Origin of the sequence: Pseudomonas simiae, from assembly GCF_900111895.1 — a bacterium.
Taxonomy (GTDB): Bacteria; Pseudomonadota; Gammaproteobacteria; order Pseudomonadales; family Pseudomonadaceae; genus Aquipseudomonas; species Aquipseudomonas simiae.
Genome location: NZ_FOKB01000007.1, coordinates 229,612 through 254,422, shown reverse-complemented (window position 1 = coordinate 254,422; position 24,811 = coordinate 229,612). Strand labels below are relative to the sequence as shown.

Annotated in this window: 26 protein-coding genes; 7 read left to right on the top strand and 19 right to left on the bottom strand. The window is 60.8% G+C overall.

The genetic code is table 11. The features are described from left to right. Window positions 1-43 precede the first annotated feature (43 nt). From ispA to exaC, 14 genes are all read right to left on the bottom strand, one after another. A complete protein-coding gene (gene ispA / locus BMZ57_RS21600) occupies window positions 44-931 on the bottom strand; it encodes a (2E,6E)-farnesyl diphosphate synthase (RefSeq protein WP_010206824.1) in 888 nt (295 codons plus the stop codon). Further along, window positions 928-1,170, bottom strand: a complete 243-nt coding sequence (locus tag BMZ57_RS21595; protein WP_003194556.1) for an exodeoxyribonuclease VII small subunit — start codon at window positions 1,168-1,170, stop codon at window positions 928-930. Before BMZ57_RS21595 ends, ispA begins: the two co-directional genes overlap by 4 nt. A gap of 290 nt (window positions 1,171-1,460) precedes the next feature. Beyond that, entirely contained in the window at window positions 1,461-1,895 is a 435-nt protein-coding gene (locus BMZ57_RS21590) for a hypothetical protein (protein WP_028618099.1), read from the bottom strand. A gap of 29 nt (window positions 1,896-1,924) precedes the next feature. Then, a complete protein-coding gene (locus tag BMZ57_RS21585) occupies window positions 1,925-2,491 on the bottom strand; it encodes a hypothetical protein (RefSeq protein WP_010206821.1) in 567 nt (188 codons plus the stop codon). Between the two features lie 153 nt (window positions 2,492-2,644). Continuing rightward, on the bottom strand, window positions 2,645-3,277 hold the full coding sequence (ycaC, locus tag BMZ57_RS21580; protein ID WP_010206820.1) for an isochorismate family cysteine hydrolase YcaC: 633 nt from the start codon (window positions 3,275-3,277) through the stop codon (window positions 2,645-2,647). A gap of 564 nt (window positions 3,278-3,841) precedes the next feature. Further along, window positions 3,842-4,618: a LexA family transcriptional regulator gene (locus tag BMZ57_RS21570; protein WP_029529012.1), complete on the bottom strand. Its 777-nt coding sequence runs from the start codon at window positions 4,616-4,618 to the stop codon at window positions 3,842-3,844. Between the two features lie 214 nt (window positions 4,619-4,832). Further along, window positions 4,833-5,360, bottom strand: coding sequence for an inorganic diphosphatase (ppa, locus tag BMZ57_RS21565; RefSeq protein ID WP_003219382.1), 528 nt, complete (start codon window positions 5,358-5,360; stop codon window positions 4,833-4,835). Window positions 5,361-5,469: 109 nt separating this feature from the next. Then, window positions 5,470-6,285, bottom strand: coding sequence for a M90 family metallopeptidase (locus tag BMZ57_RS21560; RefSeq protein ID WP_021492978.1), 816 nt, complete (start codon window positions 6,283-6,285; stop codon window positions 5,470-5,472). 6 nt (window positions 6,286-6,291) lie between these two features. After that, the gene (locus tag BMZ57_RS21555) at window positions 6,292-6,948 is read right to left on the bottom strand and encodes a DedA family protein (RefSeq protein ID WP_010206817.1); all 657 of its coding nucleotides are present in this window, start codon (window positions 6,946-6,948) and stop codon (window positions 6,292-6,294) included. Between the two features lie 305 nt (window positions 6,949-7,253). Further along, the gene (locus BMZ57_RS21550) at window positions 7,254-7,712 is read right to left on the bottom strand and encodes a GNAT family N-acetyltransferase (protein WP_021492977.1); all 459 of its coding nucleotides are present in this window, start codon (window positions 7,710-7,712) and stop codon (window positions 7,254-7,256) included. A 92-nt stretch (window positions 7,713-7,804) separates the two neighbouring features. Continuing rightward, entirely contained in the window at window positions 7,805-8,638 is an 834-nt protein-coding gene (gene eutC, locus BMZ57_RS21545; protein WP_010206815.1) for an ethanolamine ammonia-lyase subunit EutC, read from the bottom strand. Next, a complete protein-coding gene (locus BMZ57_RS21540; protein WP_021492976.1) occupies window positions 8,635-10,029 on the bottom strand; it encodes an ethanolamine ammonia-lyase subunit EutB in 1,395 nt (464 codons plus the stop codon). Before BMZ57_RS21540 ends, eutC begins: the two co-directional genes overlap by 4 nt. 52 nt (window positions 10,030-10,081) lie before the next feature. Beyond that, window positions 10,082-11,515: an ethanolamine permease gene (gene eat / locus BMZ57_RS21535; RefSeq protein WP_010206812.1), complete on the bottom strand. Its 1,434-nt coding sequence runs from the start codon at window positions 11,513-11,515 to the stop codon at window positions 10,082-10,084. Window positions 11,516-11,672: 157 nt separating this feature from the next. Then, window positions 11,673-13,193, bottom strand: a complete 1,521-nt coding sequence (gene exaC, locus BMZ57_RS21530; protein WP_010206811.1) for an acetaldehyde dehydrogenase ExaC — start codon at window positions 13,191-13,193, stop codon at window positions 11,673-11,675. Between the two features lie 273 nt (window positions 13,194-13,466). Between exaC and BMZ57_RS21525 the strand changes: the two genes are divergently transcribed. From BMZ57_RS21525 to BMZ57_RS21510, 4 genes are read left to right on the top strand one after another with little or no spacing between them, the layout of a single operon-like run. Beyond that, entirely contained in the window at window positions 13,467-15,365 is a 1,899-nt protein-coding gene (locus BMZ57_RS21525) for a sigma-54-dependent Fis family transcriptional regulator (RefSeq protein WP_010206810.1), read from the top strand. A gap of 57 nt (window positions 15,366-15,422) precedes the next feature. Next, complete coding sequence (gene mpl / locus BMZ57_RS21520) at window positions 15,423-16,772, top strand: UDP-N-acetylmuramate:L-alanyl-gamma-D-glutamyl-meso-diaminopimelate ligase (RefSeq protein WP_069673123.1); 1,350 nt, start codon at window positions 15,423-15,425, stop codon at window positions 16,770-16,772. Continuing rightward, window positions 16,769-17,398, top strand: coding sequence for a flavin prenyltransferase UbiX (ubiX, locus tag BMZ57_RS21515; RefSeq protein ID WP_010206807.1), 630 nt, complete (start codon window positions 16,769-16,771; stop codon window positions 17,396-17,398). Before mpl ends, ubiX begins: the two co-directional genes overlap by 4 nt. After that, window positions 17,391-17,675, top strand: a complete 285-nt coding sequence (locus BMZ57_RS21510) for a YceK/YidQ family lipoprotein (RefSeq protein WP_010206806.1) — start codon at window positions 17,391-17,393, stop codon at window positions 17,673-17,675. The genes ubiX and BMZ57_RS21510 overlap by 8 nt, the downstream gene beginning before the upstream one ends. A gap of 138 nt (window positions 17,676-17,813) precedes the next feature. Here BMZ57_RS21510 and BMZ57_RS21505 read toward each other — a convergent pair whose 3' ends face one another. The 3 genes from BMZ57_RS21505 to BMZ57_RS21495 form a co-directional block, all read right to left on the bottom strand. Continuing rightward, a complete protein-coding gene (locus tag BMZ57_RS21505; protein ID WP_010206805.1) occupies window positions 17,814-18,455 on the bottom strand; it encodes an oxidoreductase in 642 nt (213 codons plus the stop codon). A 29-nt stretch (window positions 18,456-18,484) separates the two neighbouring features. Next, window positions 18,485-20,203, bottom strand: coding sequence for a C13 family peptidase (locus tag BMZ57_RS21500; protein WP_069673124.1), 1,719 nt, complete (start codon window positions 20,201-20,203; stop codon window positions 18,485-18,487). A gap of 105 nt (window positions 20,204-20,308) precedes the next feature. Further along, complete coding sequence (locus BMZ57_RS21495; protein WP_010206803.1) at window positions 20,309-20,764, bottom strand: MaoC family dehydratase; 456 nt, start codon at window positions 20,762-20,764, stop codon at window positions 20,309-20,311. A gap of 177 nt (window positions 20,765-20,941) precedes the next feature. On the opposite strand from BMZ57_RS21495, the gene BMZ57_RS21490 reads away from it, so the two are divergent. The 3 genes from BMZ57_RS21490 to BMZ57_RS21480 are packed head-to-tail and all read left to right on the top strand — an operon-like array spanning window position 20,942 to window position 22,620. Then, window positions 20,942-21,295, top strand: coding sequence for a CidA/LrgA family protein (locus BMZ57_RS21490; RefSeq protein WP_010206802.1), 354 nt, complete (start codon window positions 20,942-20,944; stop codon window positions 21,293-21,295). Beyond that, on the top strand, window positions 21,292-22,008 hold the full coding sequence (locus BMZ57_RS21485; RefSeq protein WP_044287940.1) for an LrgB family protein: 717 nt from the start codon (window positions 21,292-21,294) through the stop codon (window positions 22,006-22,008). The genes BMZ57_RS21490 and BMZ57_RS21485 overlap by 4 nt, the downstream gene beginning before the upstream one ends. 21 nt (window positions 22,009-22,029) lie before the next feature. Continuing rightward, window positions 22,030-22,620 carry an LON peptidase substrate-binding domain-containing protein gene (locus tag BMZ57_RS21480; protein WP_010206798.1) on the top strand — a complete coding sequence of 197 codons (591 nt, stop codon included), beginning with the start codon at window positions 22,030-22,032 and terminating at the stop codon, window positions 22,618-22,620. Here BMZ57_RS21480 and BMZ57_RS21475 read toward each other — a convergent pair. Together BMZ57_RS21475 and BMZ57_RS21470 are read right to left on the bottom strand one after the other, a co-directional pair. Next, complete coding sequence (locus BMZ57_RS21475) at window positions 22,617-23,933, bottom strand: bifunctional DedA family/phosphatase PAP2 family protein (RefSeq protein ID WP_010206797.1); 1,317 nt, start codon at window positions 23,931-23,933, stop codon at window positions 22,617-22,619. The two genes, BMZ57_RS21480 and BMZ57_RS21475, sit on opposite strands and share 4 nt — an antisense overlap. Before the next feature lie 145 nt (window positions 23,934-24,078). After that, window positions 24,079-24,762, bottom strand: coding sequence for a DNA-3-methyladenine glycosylase (locus BMZ57_RS21470; protein WP_069673139.1), 684 nt, complete (start codon window positions 24,760-24,762; stop codon window positions 24,079-24,081). Window positions 24,763-24,811 lie beyond the last annotated feature (49 nt).

The window sequence follows — 24,811 nt, the reverse complement described above, 5'->3', positions numbered from 1 at the left end:
AGCGCCCAACTTGGCCGATATGCGGCCGCAAAGGCCGCCGTTATCAGTGCCGGCGTTCGACGATATACCGCGCCAAGTCACGCAGTGGCTCGGCCGCCGCGTCGAAAGGTCGCAGGGCGTCCAAGGCCTGGTCACGCAGCTCCAGGGCATAGGCCTTGGCGGCTTCCAGCCCGAGCAGCGCAGGATATGTCGGTTTATCCCGTGCGATATCGGCACCTTGGCGTTTGCCCAGAGTGGCAGTGTCACTTTCTACGTCGAGAATATCGTCCTGCACCTGGAACGCCAGGCCGATGGCCAGCGCGTAGGTCTTCAGCGCCGCCAATTGAGCGGCTTGCGCACGCCCACTGGCCAGGGCGCCCAGGTGTACGGCGGCTTCGATCAAGGCACCGGTCTTGTGGCGGTGCATGTATTCCAGCGCCTGTTGATCAAGCTTCCGGCCCACCGACCCCAAGTCGATGGCCTGGCCGCCGACCATCCCGGCCGGGCCCGCTGCCACGGCCAGCGCCGTGACCATGCGTAAACGGATCTCGGCATTGACGCTGCTCAGCGCCGGGTCCAGCAGTGCGCTGAACGCCAGGCTTTGCAGGCCATCGCCGGCGAGGATCGCGCAGGCTTCATCAAAGGCTTTGTGAGTGGTCGGCTGGCCGCGACGCAAATCGTCGTCGTCCATCGCCGGCAAGTCGTCATGCACCAGGGAATAGGCGTGGATCAACTCCACCGCACAGGCCGCGCCATTGGCCTGCTCAGCGGCTGCGCCCAAGGCTTCACACGCCGCATACGCCAGCAACGGACGCACGCGCTTGCCGCCATTCATCACGCTGTAGCGCATGGCTTCGTAAAGACGCTTGAGTTCAGGGCTTGGCGCAACAAACAAGGGCTCCAGCGCCGCATTGACCCGGGCTTGGCTACTGGCCTGATACGCGTCGATCATTCCGGCTGTTCCGCATCGAAAGGTTCTTCGGCCAACTCCCCGTCACGCTCCAGCAGCACTTGCACCTTCTGCTCCGCCTGCGCGAGCGCGCTCTGGCAGTCGCGGGTCAGGCCGATGCCTTGCTCAAACGCCGTCAACGAGTCTTCCAGCGACAACTCGCCGTTCTCCAGACGCTCGACCAGGGCTTGCAGGTCGGCGAGGGATTGTTCGAAATCGAGTGCAACTTTTTTGCGGGCCATGGCGGCTATTCCGGTAGACGGTAAACCGGCGCGACACTAGCAGACATGGGGGATTGGGGCAAATGAGCGGGGGTGTCACTTGCCCGCTGTCTTGGCCTGATACCGGGTGCTGCGACCGCCACCGGGCAGCCGGACCAGGCAGTCAGCCCTGTCTGCATCTTTTCCAGCGCAGTGAGCTGCACGTCCAGTTCGCTGGGGTTTCAGGGGAGGGGATGCTGTAGCGGCGAGAGTCAAGCATCTAGCCTCGGTTCTCGTTCGTGCAACACGCTGTTGCACAAACGATCCCAGCCTCAAAACCCCGGCGGAATATACCCCGGCACAAATGGCACGTTCAGGCACTTGCCATGCAGGATCCGGCCATCCTCAATCCTGAACAGCACGATCTTCTTCGCCTTATCCACCGTGGCTTCCAGCTTGCAATCCGAACTGTGCCCGACTTGCTGGTAATACTCCGTATACACCATCCCGTTCCCGGTGTGGTTCATTGAAGTCCCAGCGGCTTCGGTGGTCGTCCAGGATGAGGACTTGTGCCAGGTCATCACCACCTGGGTGTCGCCATTGGGTGCATTCTGCTTCTTCATCGAGTCGGGCTTGCCGAATAAATCCAGCGCCTCTTGCACGTCACGGCCTTCCCAACGCGATTGTGCAATCAGGTGGCACCCGTTGATAAACAGCACGGCCGGCAACAAAAGTCCTGCCAGCAACAGCCTTGTCCATGTAGGCATCGTGAATCCTTCTTGTCGGTAGGGGTTGCTCAGCGCTTGTTGCCCAGCATGTCGTCGAGGTCATCAATCATCTGGCTCTTCTCCTGAGTCGGGCCCAACTGCTCGAACATGGCCTTGGTGGTCTGGATCATCTGCAGATGGGTCATCTTGCCCATGGCGATGGTGTCCTTGCTCTTGCCCGGTTCGCAGACATACGCGAGCGTGCGGTCGAGCCAGAACTCCTTTGGCGTCTGCCACGTGTTGGAGACCTTCAAGTGCGTGAGGGTGTAGGAAAATGGCGCGACCGACTGGCCGTTGAGAAAGCGCACCTTGCGCGTGGAGCACTGCACTTCGATGTTGTACACATCGATCATTGGTTTGCCCGGTTCTTCATACACCACCGTGACGGCCACCAATTTGGCGCCCTTGTTGTGGTTCGAGGGCACCACCGAGGTACGGTCGGCCACATACATCACATTTTGATGGGCCCGGCCGCTGCCGTAGATGATCGACCAGTCGCCAATCGGTGTTTGTTCATCGGCCAATACCGATGTTGCGCTGGTCAACAATAGGGGCAGAAGTGCCAGGCAGCGACCGACCTTGGTTAAAGTATTCAATAGCGTCCTTCCTTGAGGCTCGAAATAAGCGAAGGACTTTAGTGGTGAGGCGGTGCAGCCACAATTAGGGCGAGTGTACTAATGGCGAATGGCTAGGTAACGACGCAAAAAGCCTGCGTTTCAAGGCAGGCTTATGGTGTGTGGCGATTTGACTTAGTCTTTGCGAGCCGTCAGCGCCGCATAACCATTCATCAAGTTGCGATAGTTGGGAATACGCTGGGACAACAGATTCCCCAGGCCTTCGATATCGTTGCGCCAGTCGCGGTGCAGCTCACACGCCACCGAGAACCAGTTCATCAACTGCGCACCGGCTTGCGTCATCCGGCTCCACGCCGCCTGCTGCACCGTGGTATTGAACGTGCCCGACGCATCGGTCACCACAAACACCTCAAACCCTTCCGCCAGCGCCGACAAAGTCGGGAACGCTACGCACACATCCGTCACTACACCGGCAATGATGATCTGCTTACGGCCGGTCGCCTTGATCGCCTTGACGAAGTCTTCGTTGTCCCACGCGTTGATCTGGCCAGGGCGGGCGATGTACGGCGCGTCCGGGAACATCTCTTTCAACTCCGGCACCAGCGGGCCATTCGGGCCTTGCTCGAAACTCGTGGTAAGGATGGTCGGTAGGTTGAAGAACTTGGCCAGGTCGGCCAGGGCCAACACGTTGTTCTTGAACTCGTTGGGCGAGAAGTCCTGCACCAGAGAGATCAGGCCGGTCTGGTGATCGACCAACAGAACAATGGCGTCGTCTTTGTTGAGGCGGTTGTAGGTTGGAGCGCTCATGGTTGAATCCTTTTTTGTTTAGGTTGGTTGGGCGTTGCGTTCAACATGGGCACAGATTAATGGGTGGCTATTGGGGGATAAAGCAGGTGAAAACGGTAATACCGTCAACTCAGGCGTGACAATGCTTGTCTTTGCGTACGCCAAGCCTTTTGTCGTTAATGAGGGACTGAGGTTTTAGGACGCCTGGGGGCGTGTGACTGGGTTGCAGCAGTGACTTGGTGGGGGTGGCGAAGACAGTGGCGGAGCGGGCTATGGCGTGTATTCAGCTTTAGAGGCAGGGCGGGCTATAAGCTGCCCGCTTTTGCTCATTCAAATGTCCAACGGCTTGTCGGACAATTGACTTGGGGTTCATGCGGGCATTAAAAAGCCGGCTTGTGGCCGGCTTCTCGGGGACTGCTTCAGCTTGTTTTTGACAAGCCTCACCAGCCTTCAAATCGCTCAGCCCACGTTGCGTCGGGCTGAATAGTAGGGGCATCAGCGGGAACTCCTCCGCATCGCCAAGCAGGGTGAATAGCCTTAAGCTACCCCCTGCCAAATGTGCGGCGCATGATACCCATATTCCCCTCAGTTGCCCACCTCCGGATCCGATTTAGAGCCTTCCCAGCCCAATAGGTGCTCATCCAGCGGCACGGGTGGACGGCGGTTGTTGAGGGTGGACCACCAGAACACCCACCCCACAATCTGGACGTTCTGCTCAAACCGTTGCTCGTACGTCAGGTATTCGTCCGGATGTTCACCGGCGTTGTGGCTGCGCATCCGCAACCCACCGCCAGGTCGGTTGTAGAGGTATTTGATGCGCAGCATCCCGTCGTGCTCTACCGCATAAATTTCGCCGTCGATGATTTGCGTGCGGCCTCGGTCGATGGCGAGGGTGGCGCCTTGCTGGATGATGTCGATCATGCTGTTGTCGACCATGTAGGCGCCCAGGGCACGGTCGGGGTGCACGTTAAGGGCTTGGAGGGTGTGCAGGGTGACGCGGATGCGTTCGATAGAGGTAAATGAGGGGTGGAGGTCGATCTCCACGTCGATTTTTTCCGGGAGACAGGCGGGGCCTGTGAGGTATTGGCCGCTTCCTTCGCGGGTGGTGGGCAGACCTTTTCGGGTGTTCGGGCCTTCCAGCAGGAAGTTGGCCGGTGGGTGTTTGGGGCCTTCGCCGGTGCGCAGCCAACGGCTGGAGATGCACAGCAGTTCTGCGATTTCGTTGAGTCGGCCCATGGGGACGCCGCGCTTGAACCAGTTGTTCACGTGTTGGGGCGTGACGCCGCGGTTCTTGGCGAAGTCGGAGGCGGAAAGGTGGACTTCCCGTAATAGCGCTTTTAAACGATCACCTGATGTATTCATGAACGCAGAGTTTACTGGCCGGAATTACAGATCAAATAAACCATGCGTTGAGTTGCGTGTGTAGGTCGTTGCTTAGTTGTAGCCTGATACTTCGGATTCAGTGGCTGGTTAAACCTTTTATATAAGTTAATGAACTTGTCGTTTAATTTTTCCCACAAAAAAAGCCCCGAATGATCGGGGCTTTTTCAATTGCCGGGGCAATGAGGAGCGGGTATCAGCCTTTGTAGGCAGCGACCGACTTCAGGATCTCGGCGCGAGCGGCATCTGCGTTGCCCCAACCGTCGATCTTCACCCATTTGCCTTTTTCGAGGTCTTTGTAGTTCTCGAAGAAGTGTTTGATCTGCTCCAGCAACAGGGGCGGCAGGTCGGTGTATTCCTTCACGTCCACGTACAGCTGGGACAGCTTGTCGTGTGGAACCGCGATCACTTTGGCATCGCCGCCGCCGTCGTCGGTCATGTTCAGGATGCCGACTGGACGCGCGCGGATAACCGAACCTGGGGTAACCGGGTAAGGGGTTACGACCAGCACGTCGAGGGGATCACCGTCGTCAGCCAGGGTGTTAGGGATGAAACCGTAGTTGGCCGGGTAGAACATCGGGGTGGCCATGAAACGGTCAACGAACAGGCAGTCGCTGTCTTTGTCGATTTCGTATTTGATCGGCGCGTGGTTGGCCGGAATCTCGATGGCGACGTAGATGTCGTTCGGCAGGTCTTTGCCAGCCGGAATCTTGCTGTAGCTCATTGGGCGTTGCCCCCGTTAATTGGCCAAGAAACTTGGCCGGATTGGCCTAAAAGTGGCGGCGATTATAGGCACATTCTGACGCCGATGCCATGCGCCAGACGTCGTACGGTCATTCGTCCTGTGGCTGATAACGCGGGTCGCTGGCTTGCAGTTGGGTCAGGCGGGCCAAGGGATCCTGGCGATAAAAGCGGCTGAGTTGGGCGTACACCTGTGGATAACGGTTGACCAGCAAATCCGGAGCGCTGAAAAAATATTCGCTGGTGACGGCGAAGAATTCAGCCGGGTTTTCGGCGGCGTAGGGGTCGATCTCGGTGTCGGCGTCCGGGTTGGCGTCCAGTTGGCGATTGAGGTCGTCGTAGGCGCTCTGCATCACGCTGGCCCATTCCTGCACGCGCATGTCGTTGTGCAGCGGCGGCAGGCCGTTGGCGTCGCCGTTGAGCATGTCGAGTTTGTGCGCCAGTTCGTGGATGACCAGGTTGTAGCCTTCCCAGTTGCCACTGGCCAGCACCCCGGGCCAGGCGAGGATCACCGGGCCCTGTTGCCAGGCTTCGCCGCTGTGTTCGCCGTCCCATTCGTGTTCGATGCCACTGCTGTCGCGATGGCGCTGGGGGCTGACGAAGTCGTCGGGGTACAGCACGATTTCATGGAAGCCCTGGTACCAGTCGAGGTCGCCCAGGTTCATCAACGGCAATTGCGCCTGAGCGGCGAGCAGCAGGCGTTGTTCCTGGTGCAGCTCGACGCCGGGCAGGGCGGTCAGGTGCTTTTCGGCGAGGAACACCACGCAGGCTTCGCGCAGCCATTGGTCCTGCTCGGCGCTGATACCGTCGAGGAAGGTCAAATGGTGGCGCACCCGCTGCCAGGTGTCATCGGCAATCGGGTGCTTGGCCAGCAAGCGCTGGCGACGCCAGGCGCTGAGCGACCACATCGGCGCTTACTGCGACTTGACTTCGGAGGACGCGCGGCCAAAACGGCTGCGGAACACGCCAATGATCATCGGCACCAGCGACAGCAGAATGATGAACACCACCAGCAGCGACAGGTTTTTCTTGATGAACGGCACGTTGCCGAAGAAGTAACCCAAGGTCACCAGGCCGCCGACCCACAGGATGGTGCCGAATACGCTGAAGCCGAAGAAGCGCGGATAAGGCATTTTGGCGATACCGGCCACGAACGGCGCGAAGGTGCGCAGGATCGGCAGGAAGCGCGCCAGGGTCACGGTCTTGCCGCCGTGCTTGTCGTAGAAGTCGTGGGTCTTCTGCAGGTAGTCGCGGCGGAAGATTTTCGAGTTCGGGTTGCTGAACAGGCGTTCTCCGGCTGTTCGCCCGATCACATAGTTGGTGCTGTCGCCCAGGATTGCCGCCAGCATCAACAGGCCGGCGAGTAACACCGGGTCCATGCCGCCGCCAGCCGCCACGGCGCCTGCGATGAACAGCAACGAATCACCCGGCAGGAATGGCATCACCACCAGGCCGGTTTCGCAAAAAATGACCAGAAACAGAATGGCGTAGATCCACGGACCGTAATTGGTTACCAGCAGGTCGAGGTAGACGTCGAGATGCAGGATAAGGTCGAGCGGGTTGAAATCCATGGATGGCACCTGTGTGGATGGCCCGGCTCAGCAGGCCTGTGCGGAAGCTCGGGTAATAAGGCTACAAGTGTATGCCGCAATTCTTACAACCCTGAAAGGTCCGCATTATACGGATTGAGGCGTGAAAAGCGTGTTGGTTTTGTAGCGGGGGATGTCGTGGGTGTTCCAGGCATACATCGATCAAAATGTGGGAGCGGGCTTGCTCGCGAATGCGGCGTATCAGTCGACTAATCCGGTGACTGCCCCGCCGCTTTCGCGAGCAAGCCCGCTCCCACAGGGGATTTGTGGCGTTTTGGCTATTGGGGTCAGTCTTCGTTGATTGGCAAGGTGTAGTTCTTGAACTCGGTGTCCTCGCGAAACCCGATCGACTCATAGGTCTTCTGCGCCACTTCATTGTCACTGCTGGTCGAGACCCGCAACCGTACCGCGTGGGTCTCCTTGGCCATTTTCTTCGCCGTGCGCATCAGGTTGTCCGCCACCAGTTGTCGGCGCGCGTCTTCAGCCACGTAGATGTCGTTGAGGATCCACACGCGCTTGAGTGATAGCGACGAAAAGCTCGGGTACAGCTGGCAAAAGCCCAGCAGTTTCTTGTCGTCATCATCCGCCAGGGCCAGGTAAATCACCGATTCCTTGCGGCGCAGGCGTTTTTCCAGAAAGGCCCGCGATGAATCCGGGAAGGGCAAGGCCCCGTAGAACTCGCGGTATTTGACGAACAACGGGGTCAGCAGGTCCAGGTGTTCCGGGGTCGCTTGAGTAATCCGCATGCCAGGCCTCAACTTCCAAATGGGGTATGACCACACAAGCGGCCGTGACTCGATGCTGCCTAATGGCGCGAAAAAGCGCAATCGTACCGCGATCAGTCATCCGGTGAACTGAGCAGGAAATTGCCTTTCATCAGGTCCGGATCATCGGATTCAATGGTCTGAACCTGCGCTTCGTCCTTGAGGTTGACCCCCGACAGCTGCCGACGACACGCTTCTCGCATCAAATACAGCAAGCGATGAGCCGCCATGCCATAGCTCAGGCCCTCCAGGCGTACATTGGAGATGCAATTGCGATAGGCGTCGGTGAGGCCGACCTTGGGGTTGTAGGTGAAATACAGCCCCAGACTGTCCGGTGAACTGAGCCCCGGCCGTTCGCCGATCAGGATCACCACCATCTTGGCGCCGAGCAATTGCCCGATTTCATCCGCCACCGCCACGCGGCCTTGTTCCACCAGGATGACCGGCGACAACGACCAGCCTTCGGCGTGGGTTTGTTCTTCCATGCGCGTCAGAAACGGCAAGGTGTGTTTATGCACGGCCAGCGCGGATAAACCATCGGCCACTACAACGGCCAAATCCACGCCGCCGGGGTTGGCCGACGCGTGGTCGCGCAGCGCTTGGGCGGATTCATCGCTCAAGCGCCGCCCCAAATCCGGGCGTTGCAGGTAGCTGTGGCGGTCTGCAGCGGCGCTGTGCAGCAGCAGGCTGTCACGCCCGCGTTCGGCCAGCTGGCTGCTGAGGCCCGCATGGTCAAAGGGCAAATGCACCGCGTCCCGCGCCTGGGCGTGGGCAAACTGAAAATCCAGCTGCGCGTGGGTGGGAATGCTGGTGCCGGTTCGGCCCAGGGCAATGCGCGCCGGGGTCAGGCGGCGCAGTTCCAGCCAGGGGTTGTCAGGCAGGTCGAGTTGCACAGGCGGCTCCTTCATCCCAGTTGCGCCAGGGCTTGGCGAAACGCCGGTGGCAGGCTGTTGCCAAAGTGCACCTTGCCGTCGGCTTGCGTGAAGATGCCCATTTTTGCCAGCCACTGCTCAAACTCCGGCGCCGGTTTTAAACCCAATGTTTGCCGGGCGTAGAGCGCGTCGTGGAACGAAGTGGTCTGGTAGTTGAGCATAATGTCGTCGGAACCGGGGATGCCCATGATGAAATTGATCCCGGCCACGCCCAGCAGGGTCAGCAGGGTGTCCATGTCGTCCTGGTCGGCTTCGGCGTGGTTGGTGTAACAGATGTCGCACCCCATGGGCACGCCGAGTAGCTTGCCGCAGAAGTGGTCTTCCAGGCCGGCGCGGATGATCTGCTTGCCGTTGTACAGGTACTCCGGGCCGATAAATCCTACGACTGTATTTACCAGAAACGGTTTGAAATGTCGGGCTACCGCGTAGGCGCGCGTCTCGCAGGTTTGTTGGTCGACGCCAAAGTGCGCGTTGGCCGATAAGGCGCTGCCTTGGCCTGTCTCGAAGTACATCAAGTTCTGGCCCAAGGTGCCGCGATTGAGGCTCAACCCTGCTTCGTACCCTTCCTGCAGCACGCTCAGGCTGATGCCGAAACTGGCATTGGCCGCCTCGGTGCCGGCGATCGACTGGAACACCAGGTCCAGCGGTACGCCACGGTTGATCGCCTCGATGGAGGTGGTGACATGAGTGAGCACGCAGGCCTGGGTTGGGATCTCGTAGCGCTGGATGATCGCGTCGAGCATTTCCAGCATGGCGCAGATCGAGGCGATGCTATCGGTGGCCGGGTTGATGCCGATCATGGCGTCGCCGTTGCCGTACAGCAGACCATCCAGAATGCTCGCGGCGATGCCCGCCGGTTCGTCTGTAGGATGGTTGGGTTGCAGGCGGGTGGATAAACGCCCGCGCAGGCCCATGGTGCCGCGAAATTGCGTGACCACGCGGATCTTCTGCGCCACCAGTACCAGGTCCTGCACGCGCATGATCTTGGACACGGCGGCGGCCATCTCTGGCGTCAGACCTGGCGCCAAGGCGCGTAGGGAATGTTCGTCGGCCGCGTCGCTGAGCAGCCAGTCGCGCAGGCCGCCCACGGTCAGGTGGCTGACCGGTGCAAACGCCTGGGTGTCGTGGGTGTCGATGATCAGCCGGGTGACTTCATCACTTTCATAGGGGATCAACACTTCCTGCAGAAAGTGTTTCAGCGGGATATTCGCCAGCGCCATCTGCGCCGCCACCCGCTCACCGTCATTCTGTGCGGCGACGCCGGCCAGGAAGTCTCCGGAACGCGCGGGGCTGGCCTTGGCCATCACGTCCTTGAGGCTGTCGAAGCGGTAGGTTTGTGCACCCACCGCGTGGGAAAAGCTTGCCATACAGTGTCTCCTTGGCGGCGCGGGCAATTGCTCGCGCCGAGGTTTACGGCAGTTAGTGCAAGGCGGCCTCTGCGGCCTGGATCGCCGCGAATTCCTCTTCGGGCGTGCCTGCTACCAAGTGATGCCGGCTGTAGAAAGCAAAGTAAGCAATTAATACTCCATAGATGATCGCGGCGCCAATCACCACCCGTGGATCCACCAGAAAGCCCGCCACCACGGCCACGCAGGCCAGTACCAGCGCAACGCCTGAAGTGAAGATGCCACCCGGCGTGCGGTACGGACGGTCCATTTTGGGGCGACGGATGCGCAGGGTGATGTGCGCGGCCATCATCAGCACGTAGGAAATCGTCGCGCCGAACACCGCCACCAGAATCAGCAGGTCACCCTGGCCGGTCAGCGACAGGCCAAAACCGATGATGCCGGGGATCACCAGCGCCAGGACCGGCGCCTTGCTTTTGTTGGTCTGGGACAGTTTGCGCGGCAGGTAGCCGGCGCGTGACAGTGCGAAGATCTGCCGCGAATAGGCATAGATGATCGAGAAAAAGCTCGCGATCAGACCCGCCAGGCCGACCAGGTTGACGAAGCTGCCCATCCAGGTGGAACCGCCGTAGGACAACGCCAACGCTTCAACCAGCGGGTTGCCGGATTTGACCAGCGCGTAAGTGCCAGCGCCGCCCGGTGCAATAACGAGGATAAGCAGGGCAAAGCTGGTCAGCACCACGATGGCGCCAATCAAGCCGCGCGGCAGGTCGCGTTTCGGGTTTTTGGTTTCTTCGGCCGCCAGGGGCACACCTTCTACCGCGAGGAAAAACCAGATGGCATAGGGAATCGCCGCCCACACACCCACGTAGCCGAATGGCAGGAAGGTGCTGGCGCCCTTTGCCTCGGTCACTGGAATGTCCAGCAGGTTGGCGACATTGAAGTGCGGCACCATCGCCACCAGGAACACTCCCAGGGCAATCGCGGCCACGGCGGTGATCACAAACATCAACTTCAGTGCTTCACCGACACCAAAGATGTGGATGCCGATAAAGATGATGTAGAACGCCAGGTAGATCATCCAGCCGCCGATGCCGAACAGCGACTCGCAATACGCGCCGATAAACACCGCGATGGCGGCGGGGGCGATGGCGTATTCGATCAGGATCGCGGTGCCGGTTAGGAACCCGCCCCAAGGCCCGAATGCACTGCGGGCAAAGCCGTAGCCGCCACCGGCGGTAGGAATCATGGAAGACAGTTCGGCCAGGGAAAAGCACATGCACAGGTACATGGTGGCCATCAGCAATGTCGCGAGGAACATCCCGCCCCAGCCACCCTGGGCCAGGCCGAAGTTCCAGCCAGCGTAGTCGCCGGAGATGACGTAGGCAACGCCGAGGCCAACCAGCAGCACCCAGCCGGCGGCGCCTTTTTTCAGTTCGCGTTGCTGGAAGTAGTCGGTGTCGACTTTTTCGAAGTCGACGGAGGATCCAGTAGGTTCGCTAGGCATTGGAAAGTACCTTCCATTCTTATTGTTTTTAACTCGGCCTCTGTGTGCCGAATGAGGTAGCAGCTACTTGCGAAGTTCAAATGTGGGAGCAGGCAAGCCAGCTCCCACACTTGATCTCATTTCAAGTTGAGAGCGGGTCGCCTGCTAGGAGGCAACGTTAGAAGAAGCCAAGTGGATTAATGTCGTAACTCACCAGCAAGTTCTTGGTCTGCTGGTAGTGATCCAACATCATCTTGTGCGTCTCACGCCCCACGCCGGACTTCTTGTAACCGCCGAATGCCGCATGCGCCGGGTACAGGTGGTAGCAGTTGGTCCACACGCGGCCCGCTTTGATCGCGCGGCCCATGCGGTAGGCGCGGTTGATGTCGCGAGTCCACACGCCGGCGCCCAGGCCGAACTCGGTGTCGTTGGCAATTGCCAGGGCTTCGGCTTCGTCCTTGAAGGTGGTGATGCTCACCACCGGGCCGAAGATTTCTTCCTGGAACACACGCATTTCGTTGGTGCCCTTGAGCAGGGTCGGCTGGATGTAATAACCCCCAGCCATATCACCGCTGAGCTGCTCTACTTTGCCGCCCGTCAGCAGTTGTGCGCCTTCGCCCTTGGCGATTTCCAGGTAGGACAGGATCTTGTCGAACTGTTGCTCGGACGCCTGGGCGCCGACCATGGTGTCGGTGTCCAGCGGGTCGCCGCGTTTGATCTGCTCGACTTTCTTCATGACCACTTTCATGAAGTCGTCGTAGATCGACTCTTCCACCAGCGCGCGGGAAGGGCAGGTGCACACTTCGCCCTGGTTGAAGAACGCCAGTACCAGGCCTTCAGCGGCCTTTTCAATAAAGGAAGGCTCGGCTTTCATAATGTCGGCAAAGAAGATGTTCGGCGACTTGCCGCCCAGTTCAACCGTCGACGGAATGATGTTTTCCGCAGCACATTTCATGATGTGCGAGCCCACTGGCGTGGAGCCGGTGAAGGCGATTTTAGCGATACGCTTGCTGGTGGCCAGCGCTTCGCCGGCCTCTTTGCCGTAGCCGTGCACCACGTTCAGGACGCCCGGCGGCAGCAGGTCGCCGATCAGTTCCATCAGCACGTTGATGCCCAGCGGGGTTTGCTCGGCGGGTTTGAGCACCACGCAGTTACCAGCGGCCAGGGCTGGGGCGAGTTTCCACGCGGCCATCAGCAGCGGGAAGTTCCACGGAATGATTTGGCCAACCACGCCCAGTGGCTCATGGAAGTGGTACGACGCGGTGTGCTCGTTGATCTCGGCGCTGGTGCCTTCCTGGGCGCGGATGCAGCCGGCGAAGTAACGGAAGTGGTCGGCGGCCAGCGGGATGTCAGCGTTGAGGGTTTCACGCACGGCTTTGCCGTTGTCCCAGGTTTCGGTGATGGCCAGCAGTTCGAGGTTCTGTTCAATGCGGTCGGCGATTTTCAGCAGGACCAGCGCGCGGTCCTGGGCCGAGGTCTTGCCCCAGGCGTCGGCGGCGGCATGGGCGGCGTCCAGAGCCTTGTCGATGTCTTTGGCCGTGGAGCGCGGGAATTCGGCGATTGCCTTGCCGTTGACCGGCGAGGTATTGGTGAAATAGTTGCCATCGACCGGCGCAACGAACTCGCCACCGATGTAGTTGCCGTACTTGGCCTTGAACGAAACGATGGCGCCTTCAGTACCGGGGTGTGCGTAACGCATGGTGGGTATCTCCTGGCTTTTATGTTTATTGGGAGCGCAGCGCGACATGCGCTTGATAAAGCGTAGAGCAAAGGTTGGGCCACCGTTTCGTGGACCAGCGAAATCAAGGGGTTGGACATTGTTGCAAGGCGTGGCTGTGGCAGGGTCGATACGGGCGATGTGACAGTTTGTGCCACAAACGGTACAGCCTGTGACCAGTGGGTCGGCCTGGGATTGCATTGCCCGGTTCGCTGGGGGATGCTGGGGGTTCTCACGCAGGGAGAATAATAAGAAATGCACAACGATCATTTCAGCCGCCATGCCCAGCAAGTCCTCACCGTGGCGCATGGCCGCGACCCGTCCAGCGATCCGTCCATCGCCCGCTCCTGGCTGCGTTGCCTGGAGGACTATCACCTCGACCCTGCGCAAACCATTGCACCCACTGTGCTCGAACATGGTCGCTTGCTGGAAAGCCGCGAGCGCCTGCAGCAAGTGCTGCACATTGCCGGCAGCGAGATGAACAGCCTGCATCAGCAGCTCTCCGGTGCGGGGCATGCTGTGTTGCTGACCGATGCGCGCGGCGTGATCCTCAACTGTGTCACCGCGCCGTCCGAGCGCAAGATCTTCGAGCGCGCCGGGTTGTGGCTGGGTGCCGATTGGAGCGAGGCCTGCGAAGGCACCAACGGCATCGGCACCTGCCTGGTGGAGCGCCAATCCCTGACCATTCATCGTGACGAACACTTCCGGGGCCGGCACACCGGGCTGACCTGCTCGGCGAGCCCGGTGTTCGATCCGCAGGGTGATCTGCTGGCCGTGCTGGATGTGTCCTCCGCACGGGAGGCCGTGTCGCGCCAGAGCCAGTTCCACACCATGGCGTTGGTGAACCTGTCGGCGAAGATGATCGAGAGTTGCTACTTCCTGCGTCACTTTGAACACCACTGGTTGCTGCGTTTTCACTTGCAGGCGGAGTCGGTGGGGTTGTTCAGTGAAGGGTTGCTGGCATTCGACGGAGACGGGCGCATCTGTGCGGTCAACCAGAGCGCGCTGAACCTGTTGGGCCAGGTGCGTGGCGGTTTGTTGGGGCACCCGGTGGAAGCGTTTTTTGATTGCTCACTGGATCAACTGCTTGGCCGCGCCAGCGCCAATGCCACGGCCAGTTGGCCGCTGCGGACCCGTGATGGGCGACAGTTATTTGCCGCGCTGCGTGGCCAAGTGCGCAGCGCATCGACCCCTTTCGTCAAGCCTGAGCCCGCTCCGTTGCCCGGTATTTGCCTGGGCGATCCGACGCTGCAACAGGACTTTCGCAAGGCGCTGCGGGTATTCGAGCGTGATGTGCCGCTGTTGATCAATGGCGAAACCGGCTCCGGCAAAGAGGCCTTCGCCAAGGCGGTGCACCTGGCGAGCCAGCGTGCCGACAAGGCGTTCGTCGCACTCAATTGCGCCGCCATCCCGGAAAGCCTGATCGAAAGCGAACTGTTCGGCTATCGCGGCGGCAGCTTCACCGGTGCGCGCAAAGAGGGCATGCAAGGCAAATTGCAGCAAGCCGATGGCGGCACCCTGTTCCTCGATGAAATCGGTGATATGCCCCTGGCGCTGCAAACCCGCCTGTTAAGGGTTCTGGAAGATCGGCTGGTGGTGCCGCTCGGCGGTGAGCCCCAGGCGGTGAACGTACGAATTATCAGCGCGACTCACCGGAATTTGCTGGAGCGTGTGCAGGACGGTAGCTTTCGCGAGGACCTGTATTACCGGCTCAATGGCCTGGAAGTCGGTTTGCCGCCTTTGCGCGAGCGCAGTGATAAAGCCCAGTTGCTGGATTTCCTGCTGACCCAGGAGGCCAATGGTGAGCCGGTTGCCCTCGACCCGTCGGCGCGGGGAGCGTTGTTGGCGTTTGCCTGGCCGGGGAACGTCCGCCAGCTGCGCACGGTGCTGCGCACCTTGGTGGCGCTGTGTGATGAGGGGCGTGTTGGCCTGGAAGATTTGCCTGCGCAGATTCGTCAGGCCAGGCCCGTGGCAGTCGCGCAGACCAAACCGCTGGAGTCGCCGCTGGAAGACGCCGAGCGCCTGGCGTTGCTCACGGCGTTGCAGCAGCAGCGCTGGCACATGACGCACACGGCGGAGCAACTGGGCGTCAGCCGCAACACGCTGTATAGAAAGCTGCGCCGGCATGGCATCGCGCGTCACGCCCTCAGCTAAAGGGTGCGATTTTCGCCCCCCTGCGCTAACCTGCCTCGATGTTTTACGAGGTCGACTATGCACATTCATATTCTCGGTATTTGCGGCACATTCATGGGCTCGATGGCAGTACTGGCCAAAGAGCTGGGCCATCACGTGACAGGCTCCGACGCCAACGTCTATCCGCCCATGAGCACGCAACTCGAGGCCCAGGGTATCGAGTTGACCCAAGGTTACGACCCGTCGCAATTCGACCCGGTCCCGGACTTGGTGGTGATCGGCAATGCCATGTCCCGTGGCAACCCGGCGGTCGAATACGTACTCGATAAAGGTTTGCCTTATGTGTCCGGCCCGCAATGGCTGGCCGACCATGTGTTGCAAGGCCGTTGGGTACTCGCGGTCGCTGGCACCCACGGCAAAACCACCACCAGCAGCATGCTCGCCTGGGTGCTGGAGCATGCAGGCATGAGCCCGGGCTTCCTGATCGGTGGTGTGCCGCAGAATTTCTCGGTGTCGGCGCGCCTGGGCGATACGCCGTTCTTCGTGATCGAGGCGGATGAATATGACAGCGCCTTCTTCGACAAGCGCTCCAAATTCGTCCACTACCGCCCGCGCACGGCAATCCTGAACAACCTGGAGTTCGACCACGCCGACATCTTCCCCGATCTGGCGGCCATCGAGCGTCAGTTCCATCACCTGGTGCGCACCATTCCGAGCGAAGGCCTGGTGATCCACCCGACCACCGAGCCGGCCTTGCAGCGTGTGATCGAGATGGGCTGCTGGACCCCGGTGCAAACCACCGGCGCGGGCGGGCAGTGGCAGGTCAAGCTGCTCAGCGACGACGGTTCCACATTTGAAGTGCTGTTCGAAGGCCAGACCCAAGGCATCGTCGAGTGGGACATGACCGGCCAGCACAACGTCGCCAATGCCTTGGTCACCCTGGCGGCTGCGCGGCACGTGGGCGTGGTGCCTTCCATGGGCATTGCCGCGTTGAGCGCGTTCAAAAGCGTGAAGCGCCGTATGGAAAAAGTCGCCGACGTGAATGGGGTTACCATCTACGACGACTTTGCCCACCACCCGACGGCAATTGCTACTACGTTGGATGGCCTGCGCAAACGTGTCGGCGATGCGCCGATCATTGCGATTGTCGAGCCGCGCTCCAATTCCATGAAGCTCGGTGCCCACCGGGATGGCCTGCCGGAAAGCGTCAACGACGCCGACCAGGTGGTCTGGTACGCACCGGCCAACCTCGGCTGGGATCTGCCGGCGATTGCAGCCCTGTGCACCGTGCCTTCCCTCGTCTGCGACTCCATCGAAGGCATCATCGAACACGTCAAGCGCCTGGCCAAACCGGGCACCCATGTCGTGGTCATGAGCAACGGCGGCTTTGGCGGCCTGCACGGCAAATTGGCTGAGGCGCTGAAATGAGTGGCCCGGAACGCGTTACCCTGGCGATGACCGGCGCTTCTGGTGCGCCTTATGGTTTGCGCCTGCTGGATTGCCTGGTACGTGAAGAGCGCGAGGTGCACTTCCTGATCTCCAAGGCCGCGCAGTTGGTGATGGCCACCGAGACCGACGTGGCGCTGCCGCCCAAGGTGCAGATGATGCAGGCCTTCCTCACCGAATACACCGGTGCGGCGGCGGGGCAGATCAAGGTCTACGGTAAAGAGGATTGGATGTCGCCCGTGGCTTCCGGCTCCGGCGCGCCGGCGGCGATGGTGGTGGTGCCATGTTCCACCGGGACCTTGTCGGCGATTGCTACCGGTGCCTGCAACAACCTGATCGAGCGCGCGGCGGATGTGACCTTGAAGGAGCGTCGCCAGTTGATCCTGGTGCCCCGTGAAGCGCCGTATTCGAGCATTCACCTGGAACACATGCTCAAGCTGTCGAACATGGGCGTCACCATTTTGCCGGCCTCGCCGGGCTTCTATCACCAGCCGCAGACCATCGATGACCTGGTGGACTTTGTGGTGGCGCGCATCCTCAACCTGCTGAACATCCCTCAGGACATGCTGCCGCGTTGGGGTGAGCACCATTTGAGCAGTGATGAGTAAGGCGCTGCTGATCCTACTGGCGCTGCAACTGGCCGGCTGCGCCACCGCGCGCGCACTGGATGCGGCAAAACCTGGCGCGCCGGTGGTGTATGCCGGTACGCGCCTGGACCTGTATGCGATGAAGGGTGGTTGCTGCGCCAAGGACAGGTTTGGTGCCGAGGCGCCGAGCTACCCTGGGGTGGATCTGCCGGCCAGTGCGTTGCTCGATACGCTGTTGTTGCCGCTGTCGGTGTTGACGGTTCTTGGGGTTGGCTTCAACGCTACCGGTGGTCTCTAACCCTGTCTGGAAGGCGGCACAAAACCCATGTGGGAGCGCGAATGCGGTGGATCAGTCATATTACTCGTCGACTGACACACTGCCTTCGCGAGCAAGCCCGCTCCCACATTTGAATCTCTGCCGGATAGTTAAATCGGATTACTTGCCCAGCTTGCGCAACTCATCCGACTCCACCACCCGCACCCCATCCTGTTCTTCCAGCGCCAGGCGCCACATGGCCCGGGCCAGTTCACACACTTCGATACCACGGTATTTGCCTGGAATCAGTCGTGATAACGGGCCGGCCAACTGTTCGGTCAGGCGCGGCTCCAGCCGTTCCCCCAACAGCAACGACGGCCGCACGATGGTCAGTTGAGGCCAGTCCTGGGCTTTCAGCGCCTCTTCCATTTCCCCTTTGACGCGGTTGTAGAAGACCGACGATTTCGGGTCGGCGCCAATGGCGCTGATCACGACCAAGTGCCGTGCGCCCATTTCCCGCGCGCGTTTGGCGAAGGCCACCACCATGTCCAGATCGACGGCGCGAAAAGCCGCTTCGGAGCCCGCCTGTTTGAGGGTGGTGCCCAGGCAGCAGAAGGCCAGATCCACCCGGCCACTCAGCTGCGGCAGGAACACCGCCGGGTCGCCCACCGGGTTTTCCAGGTGCGGGTGTTCCGCCAATGGCTTGCGGCTGGGTGCGAGCACGCGGGTCACGGTGGGTTCGTTGAGCAGGCGATCGAGCAGGTGTTCGCCGGTAAGGCCGGAGGCTCCGGCGAGCAAGATATGCTGAGGCGTCAGGTACATGGTGTTTCCCCCTTGTTACACGTTACAGCTTAGTTGCCTTTGGCTTCCTTGCTATTCATTGAGACGCTTTCGAGCGCCTTTCGTGCCTGCTGTTTGCGTAATAATTGCCAATGGGCGATCACACCCTTGGGGGCCCAGATCTGCGGCTCGGAGGCTTCGAAGTTGTCCGCCTGTTCGCGTTCGGCCACATGCAGTTGTGCCAGCTTGAAGGCTTGCTGCAAGTCGTCGGTCTGGTTGAAGGCTTGGGCGAAGAGGGCGTCGCCGAAGTAGGTGAAGTCGGCTTCCTCGGAGCAACCGAAAGACACGCGATCGGCGCGGGACGCGGTCATGATCAGGGTGCGATCGTCCTTTAGCGCCGGTATGAAGCCACCGGAGTAGCAGGCGGAAATCACCACGATCTTGTCGCGGCTCTTCAGCGGTGCCAGCACGGCGGCGAGCTCATCGGCGGGCAGGTCGGCCAGCTCCATACGCGGTTGGTCCAGCACCAGTTCGTGTTCGTGGGTACCGTGGCTGGTCATGTAGATAAACACCAGGTCTTCCGGCCCGGTGCGGTCGGCCAGGGTCTGCACGGCGCGGCGCAGGTTTTCGCGCGTGGCCAGCGGGCGGTCGGCGATGTGGTCGCGGTGGTTGACCAGGCGAATCTGCCCGCGTGCACCAAAACGGGTGGCGAGCATGTTGCTGACGTAATCGGCTTCGCGCAGGAACACGCTTTGTTTACCGTCGCCGGCCACGGCCAGGGTGTACAGCTCGACGGCCGGGGTCGAGCCGGGCACGGCGGCGAGGGCTGCGTTGAGCAAACCACCTTGGGCCAGTACGCCGATCTCCAACGGGTCGGGCAGCAGTTTGCCATCGGCGTCACGCACGCGCATGCCATTGACCCACGTGCCGGCCTGCACGGTGCCGTCGGTGAGGACCAGGGTGCCTTTGCCTTGATAGCTGTCGCTGTCGAACCCGCCGATATAGAAGCTGCCGTCGGTGAGGTTCAGGCGGCCTTCACCGCTGAAGCGCCAATCGCTGAACTGGCCGACATAGTGGCTGCCGTCGACACCGATCAACTCGCCCTTGCCGCTGAGCGCGCCTTCCTTGAACTGGCCGATCCACACGTCGCCGTCGGCGTTCTCGTAGCGGCCCTTGCCATTGAGCTGGTTCTGCTTGAATTGGCCGACATAAATGTCGCCATCGGCGCTGTTGAAAGTGCCGTTGCCTTCCAGTTGACCATCGACGAAATGGCCGCTGAACTGGTTGCCGCTGTCGTCGTTGCGCTGGCCTTCGCCATTCGGTTTGCCGTGGGCGAACTGGCCCTGGTATTGGCTGCCGTCCGCCAGCTCCAGGCGACCGAGGCCGGAATACTGGTCGTCCTTGAATTCGCCGCGATAGGTCATCTGCCCCTCTTTGAGGGTGCCTTCGCCGTTGCGTCGACCGTTCTTGAAGCCGCCCACATAGTGGCTGCCCGCCGTGGTCAGGCTGCCCTGGCCGTCGAACAGCCCCTGCTGGAACTGGCCTTTATAGACTTCGCCATTGCTGCCATGCCACTCGCCCTGGCCGTGCCACTGGCCTTTGTCGAACTGGCCGGCATACCAGCTGCCGTTGGGGTAGTCCACGCGGCCCTGACCTTGCAGCAAACCATCGACCACATCGCCCCGGTAGCGGCCGCCGTCGGGCAGGCGCGCATCGGGCGGCAACAGCGATTCGCCGTCTCCGCAAGCGGTGAGCAACAGGGCAAGGGCGAGGGGAGCGAGTGGGCGCATAGCGGGATCCGGATAATTGAGCGCCGAGTATGCCGCAGCTGCGAGTTTCATACATAAATTTACATACGCTGTGGTGAGGTTTATGTCCCCACCACAGGCACGGACTTACACGAAGTAGAGGGACAGCGACTCAGCAATGTAAGCTGGTTTTTCCTGACCTTCGATTTCCAGGGTGGCGGTGGCCTTGAGCAGCCATTGGCCGGGTTTTTTCTCGGTGACGTCATTGAGCGTCACGTTCAGGCGCACCTTGGAGTTGACCTTCACCGGCTGGATGAAGCGCACGCTGTCCAAGCCATAGTTGACGGCCATCTTCAGGCCCTCGGGCACGATCAGCAGGTCCTCCATCAGTTTGGGCATCAGCGACAGCGACAGGAAACCGTGGGCGATGGTGCTGCCGAACGGGGTTTGCGCGGCCTTGACCGGGTCGACGTGGATGAACTGATGATCGCCAGTGGCCTCGGCGAACAGGTTGATACGCGCCTGGTCGATGGTGAGCCATTCGGAACGTCCCAGTTCCTTGCCGACATAATCTTTGAGCTGCGCTACGGGTACATAGGGCATTGCGTCTCTCCTTGGTTCATCACGCTGTGTACAACGTCTGGTTTTTTATGGATTACAGAGAACCAATGTAGATCATCATGGCCGATAGGCTCGGTCAACCCACCATGCTTTTGGCGAATGCCGGTGCATAGGGCGGGCGTGCTTATAATGCGGGCGAGTATTGAGGGGGAAGAACGGATGCTGTTACGTGGCCTGACCTGGCTGGTGCTGTTTCAACTGATCGGCACGGCGATTAATCATTTGCTGTTGCCGGTACTGCCGGGCCCGATCATCGGGCTGCTGTTGATGCTGGGTTTTCTGATCTGGAAGGGCGATGTCGGCGAGCCCTTGAGCCTGGCGGCCAGCAGCCTGTTGCGTTACTTGCCGTTGCTGCTGGTGCCACCGGCGGTGGGGGTGATGGTGTATGCCAAGGATATTGCCGCTGATTTCTGGGCCATTGTCGGTGCGCTGGTGCTGTCGCTGGTGATCGCCATGGGCTTCGTGGGCGTGCTGATGCAGCAGATGGTCAAGCGCAAGGAGAAGGATCAATGATCTTCGACTGGCATGGCGCGTGGACAGCGGTGATTCATCACCCGTTGTTCGGCATCGGCATCACCCTCGGCGCTTATCAGTTGGTACTGGCAGGGTTCGAGAAAACCCGCTGGATCTTCCTGCAGCCGGTGCTGGTGTCCATGTTGCTGGTGATCGGCGTGCTGATCAGTTGTGGCCTGAGCTACGCCGAGTACCGCAAGAGCACCGAGATCATGGGCATCCTGCTGGGTCCGGCGACCGTGGCCCTGGCGGTGCCGCTTTACTTGAACCTGCGGCGCATTCGCCAATTGTTCTGGCCGATTTTTACTACGCTGGTGATAGGCGGTGTGCTCGCCACCGGCCTGTGTGTGCTGCTGGGCTGGTGGTTTGGCGCCGAGCACAGGATGTTGATGACCATGGCGCCCAAGTCGGTGACTTCACCGATCGCCATGCTGGTGGCCGAGCAGATCGGCGGCGTGGCGGCTTTGGCGGCGGTATTTGTGCTGATCACCGGGGTGATCGGTGCGATGATCGGCCCGGCGTATTTGTCTCGCCTGGGGGTGCACAGCCCCGAGGCGCGCGGCATGGCGCTGGGCATGACTGCTCATGCCGTCGGCACCTCGGTGGCCCTGCAGGAAAGCGAAGAATGCGGCGCTTTTGCAGCGCTGGCGATGAGTCTGATGGGCGTGGCCACGGCGGTGTTCCTGCCGCTGGCTGTGTCGGTGATCGTTTAAACCGGGTTTAAGGAAACCTTTATGAGTCTGGCGCTGTTCCCGCTCAATACCGTGCTGTTCCCTGGCTGCACCCTCGACCTGCAACTGTTCGAGGCGCGCTACCTGGATATGGTCGCCCGCTGCATGAAAAAGGGCGAAAGCTTCGGTGTGGTGTGCATTCTCGACGGCCAGGAGGTGGGCACGGCGCCGGACGGCTACGCGCTGATCGGCTGTGAAGCGCTGATCCGCGACTTCAAGCAACAGGACAACGGCCTGCTGGGGATTCGCGTCGAAGGCGGGCGCAGGTTTCGCGTACGGGATGCCGGTGTGCAGAAAGACCAACTGCTGGTGGCCGACGTGCAGTGGCTCGAAGAACTGCCGGACCAGCCGTTGGAAGAAGAAGATGCCGACCTGCTGGCGCTGCTCCAGGCATTGGCCGAGCACCCCATGGTGGCGTCGTTGGACATGGACGCTCACGCCGACGGCCAGCAAGCCTTGGGCAATCAGTTGGCGTATCTGCTGCCGTTCACCGAGGCCGACAAGATCGACCTGCTGCAACTCGATGACCCGCAGCAGCGCCTGGATGCGATCCAGATGCTGCTCGACGAATTGCAGGGCGAACTGTTCACTTAATAGGCATAGCGCAGCAGGGCGTGGGGCGTGCCAGTGAGTGCGATGAAGCTGAGCACCGCGACCAACGCCGGCAGCAACAGCCACCAGGTTTTTTGCGACATGGCCGGCAGCGGGCTTCGATACTGGCTGATGCCCAGGCTGAACGCACACACCGTCATCGCCAGCAGCGTGCCGGCCAGGATGTCCGTGGGCCAGTGGGCGCCGAGGTAGACGCGCGATAGCGCAATGAAAGCGGCGGGAATGCAGCCCAGCAGCATCCAGGTCAGGCGCAACCGCACGGGTTGTCCGCGACCGGCCAGGATCGCCAGCGCCAGGAAAAATGCGAACGCGCCCGACGCGTGGCCGCTGGGCATGCTGAAGCTGGTCAGCGGGTCGGTGAGGATTTCCGGGCGGCCACGGGCGAAAAACAGCTTGGTCCCGGTGTTGATCACCGCAGCCCCGGCCAGCGTTGCGCCAACGAACACTGCGTGGCGCCATTGCCGCGCCAATAGCAGCAGGCCGGTGAACACCGCGCTGGCAACGAACATCTTCTTGAACTCACCCAGTTGGGTGATGCGCACCATCACTTCGTCCAGCCAGGGGCTGCGGTGTTCCTGCACCAGGGCGCTCAGGCCGTGGTCGAAGTTGTCCAGCGAGTGGTAGCCAATAAACAGCGCGATCAATAGCACCAGGCTGGCACACCCAATCCATAACGTGGCGCGCCGATGGCCGCGCAGACTGCTGTTCAGGCTCAGTCCAATCAACGCCGCCAGGCAACCCGCAACCACTGCCGCCTCGGGCCAGAACCCTTCGGGCAAGGGCAGGCGGAACGCAGCGCCGGTCGCCCAGCCGGGCAGCAGGTAAGCCACCGTCCAACCCGCTGCTGCCACAATGCTCACCATGGCGAAACGCGGGAATGGCATGTCGCACATACCGGCCACCATCGGCAGCATAGGACGCAATGGGCCGATGAAGCGTCCGACCAGCAGGCTGGCAATGCCGTACTTGTGGAAGTAGGTTTCGGCGCCGTTCATCCATTCGGGATGATGGCGCAGGCCGGGCAGACGCCGGATGTTCTGATGGAAATGTCGTCCGAGGAAGTAGGACACCCCGTCACCCAGCAAGCCGCCGAGGAAACCCAGCAGCAGGGTTTCGCTCAAGGACAGCGCGCCGCTACCGGCCAGCGCCGCAATGGCAAACAACAATACCGTGCCCGGCACGATAAGCCCGGCGATGGCCAGGCATTCCACGCAGGCGACGATAAACACCGCGACCGCCAGCCATTCGGGGTTCAGTGTTAACCAGCCGGTAATGCTATCGAGCCATTGGCTCATACAGTCCTCTCCATTTGTGCGGCCATTTCCTCTCGAACTCATAGCCGGCCACACCGCCGGCCAACTGTGGGAGTGGGCTTGCTCCCACATTGGATCTGCGGTGTGGCAGGTATCGATTTCCAGCAGGGACAGCGGTCATTACTTATCAAATCAAAAAATAATCGCGGTCTTCGACCTGGCCCCGGCGCAGCGGGTTCCGCGTGCAATAAGGCGCGTAGCCCGCATCGACGAAGCGGTACATCAGGTGTTCATCACGCCCGCTGGGGATGCCCAGGCGCGTGGTCTGGATGATCTGGATCGGGGTCTGGCACACGTCTTCAACATAGAGCTGTTCCTGATCGAAACGCTTGGCGTCCCACATCGGCACCTTCAACCCCAGGGCTTTGCACAGCAGGGTCTGACCGGCGCAGAGTTTTTGCAAGGTGCGTGGGCTGCCATCGGCATTCGGGTTGTTCAGCAGCATCTGCGCCAGGCTCGCCGGGCCGGATAATTCATCGACCCATGGATAGGCTGATTTGATCAATACGGCATTGCCCGGCCCATGGGCGCTGAAGTTCAGGGAGTCGCCGCCACGGGCGTAGTACATGTAGATATGGCCACCATCCAGAAACAAAGCCTTACGCTTTTCTGTGTAGCCCAATGAGGCGTGGCTGCCTTTTTCGGCCACGTAATAGGCTTCGGTTTCAATAATTCGCGCGGAAAGCCAGGTTTCGCCGACGCGATGGCGGATGACTTTTCCGAGCAATGCTTGCGCAAGAATTTGCGCGTCACGGTCGAAGAAGCTGTCGGGCAGGGCGCTGGCGGGGAGTTGGGGCGATGAACTGGGCATGGCGGTCAGGGTAAATACGGCTAAATGTGACGGAATCATAACAACTCCC

Bases quoted from the DNA above. Each gene is read 5' to 3' on its own strand.
- ppa (WP_003219382.1), bottom strand. From the start codon at position 5,360: ATGAGCTACAGCAAGATTCCGGCTGGCAAAGACCTGCCGAACGACATC.
- eat (WP_010206812.1), bottom strand. From the start codon at position 11,515: ATGCCTAGCGAACCTACTGGATCCTCCGTCGACTTCGAAAAAGTCGAC.
- eutC (WP_010206815.1), bottom strand. From the start codon at position 8,638: ATGAAGGAGCCGCCTGTGCAACTCGACCTGCCTGACAACCCCTGGCTG.
- BMZ57_RS21510 (WP_010206806.1), top strand. From the start codon at position 17,391: ATGAGTAAGGCGCTGCTGATCCTACTGGCGCTGCAACTGGCCGGCTGC.
- BMZ57_RS21555 (WP_010206817.1), bottom strand. From the start codon at position 6,948: ATGGATTTCAACCCGCTCGACCTTATCCTGCATCTCGACGTCTACCTC.
- exaC (WP_010206811.1), bottom strand. From the start codon at position 13,193: ATGCGTTACGCACACCCCGGTACTGAAGGCGCCATCGTTTCGTTCAAG.
- ubiX (WP_010206807.1), top strand. From the start codon at position 16,769: ATGAGTGGCCCGGAACGCGTTACCCTGGCGATGACCGGCGCTTCTGGT.
- BMZ57_RS21480 (WP_010206798.1), top strand. From the start codon at position 22,030: ATGAGTCTGGCGCTGTTCCCGCTCAATACCGTGCTGTTCCCTGGCTGC.
- BMZ57_RS21490 (WP_010206802.1), top strand. From the start codon at position 20,942: ATGCTGTTACGTGGCCTGACCTGGCTGGTGCTGTTTCAACTGATCGGC.
- BMZ57_RS21570 (WP_029529012.1), bottom strand. From the start codon at position 4,618: ATGAATACATCAGGTGATCGTTTAAAAGCGCTATTACGGGAAGTCCAC.
- mpl (WP_069673123.1), top strand. From the start codon at position 15,423: ATGCACATTCATATTCTCGGTATTTGCGGCACATTCATGGGCTCGATG.
- BMZ57_RS21505 (WP_010206805.1), bottom strand. From the start codon at position 18,455: ATGTACCTGACGCCTCAGCATATCTTGCTCGCCGGAGCCTCCGGCCTT.
- BMZ57_RS21485 (WP_044287940.1), top strand. From the start codon at position 21,292: ATGATCTTCGACTGGCATGGCGCGTGGACAGCGGTGATTCATCACCCG.
- BMZ57_RS21525 (WP_010206810.1), top strand. From the start codon at position 13,467: ATGCACAACGATCATTTCAGCCGCCATGCCCAGCAAGTCCTCACCGTG.
- BMZ57_RS21595 (WP_003194556.1), bottom strand. From the start codon at position 1,170: ATGGCCCGCAAAAAAGTTGCACTCGATTTCGAACAATCCCTCGCCGAC.
- BMZ57_RS21550 (WP_021492977.1), bottom strand. From the start codon at position 7,712: ATGCGGATTACTCAAGCGACCCCGGAACACCTGGACCTGCTGACCCCG.
- BMZ57_RS21590 (WP_028618099.1), bottom strand. From the start codon at position 1,895: ATGCCTACATGGACAAGGCTGTTGCTGGCAGGACTTTTGTTGCCGGCC.
- BMZ57_RS21495 (WP_010206803.1), bottom strand. From the start codon at position 20,764: ATGCCCTATGTACCCGTAGCGCAGCTCAAAGATTATGTCGGCAAGGAA.
- BMZ57_RS21540 (WP_021492976.1), bottom strand. From the start codon at position 10,029: ATGGCAAGCTTTTCCCACGCGGTGGGTGCACAAACCTACCGCTTCGAC.
- BMZ57_RS21500 (WP_069673124.1), bottom strand. From the start codon at position 20,203: ATGCGCCCACTCGCTCCCCTCGCCCTTGCCCTGTTGCTCACCGCTTGC.
- BMZ57_RS21560 (WP_021492978.1), bottom strand. From the start codon at position 6,285: ATGTGGTCGCTCAGCGCCTGGCGTCGCCAGCGCTTGCTGGCCAAGCAC.
- BMZ57_RS21475 (WP_010206797.1), bottom strand. From the start codon at position 23,933: ATGAGCCAATGGCTCGATAGCATTACCGGCTGGTTAACACTGAACCCC.
- BMZ57_RS21470 (WP_069673139.1), bottom strand. From the start codon at position 24,762: ATGCCCAGTTCATCGCCCCAACTCCCCGCCAGCGCCCTGCCCGACAGC.
- ycaC (WP_010206820.1), bottom strand. From the start codon at position 3,277: ATGAGCGCTCCAACCTACAACCGCCTCAACAAAGACGACGCCATTGTT.
- ispA (WP_010206824.1), bottom strand. From the start codon at position 931: ATGATCGACGCGTATCAGGCCAGTAGCCAAGCCCGGGTCAATGCGGCG.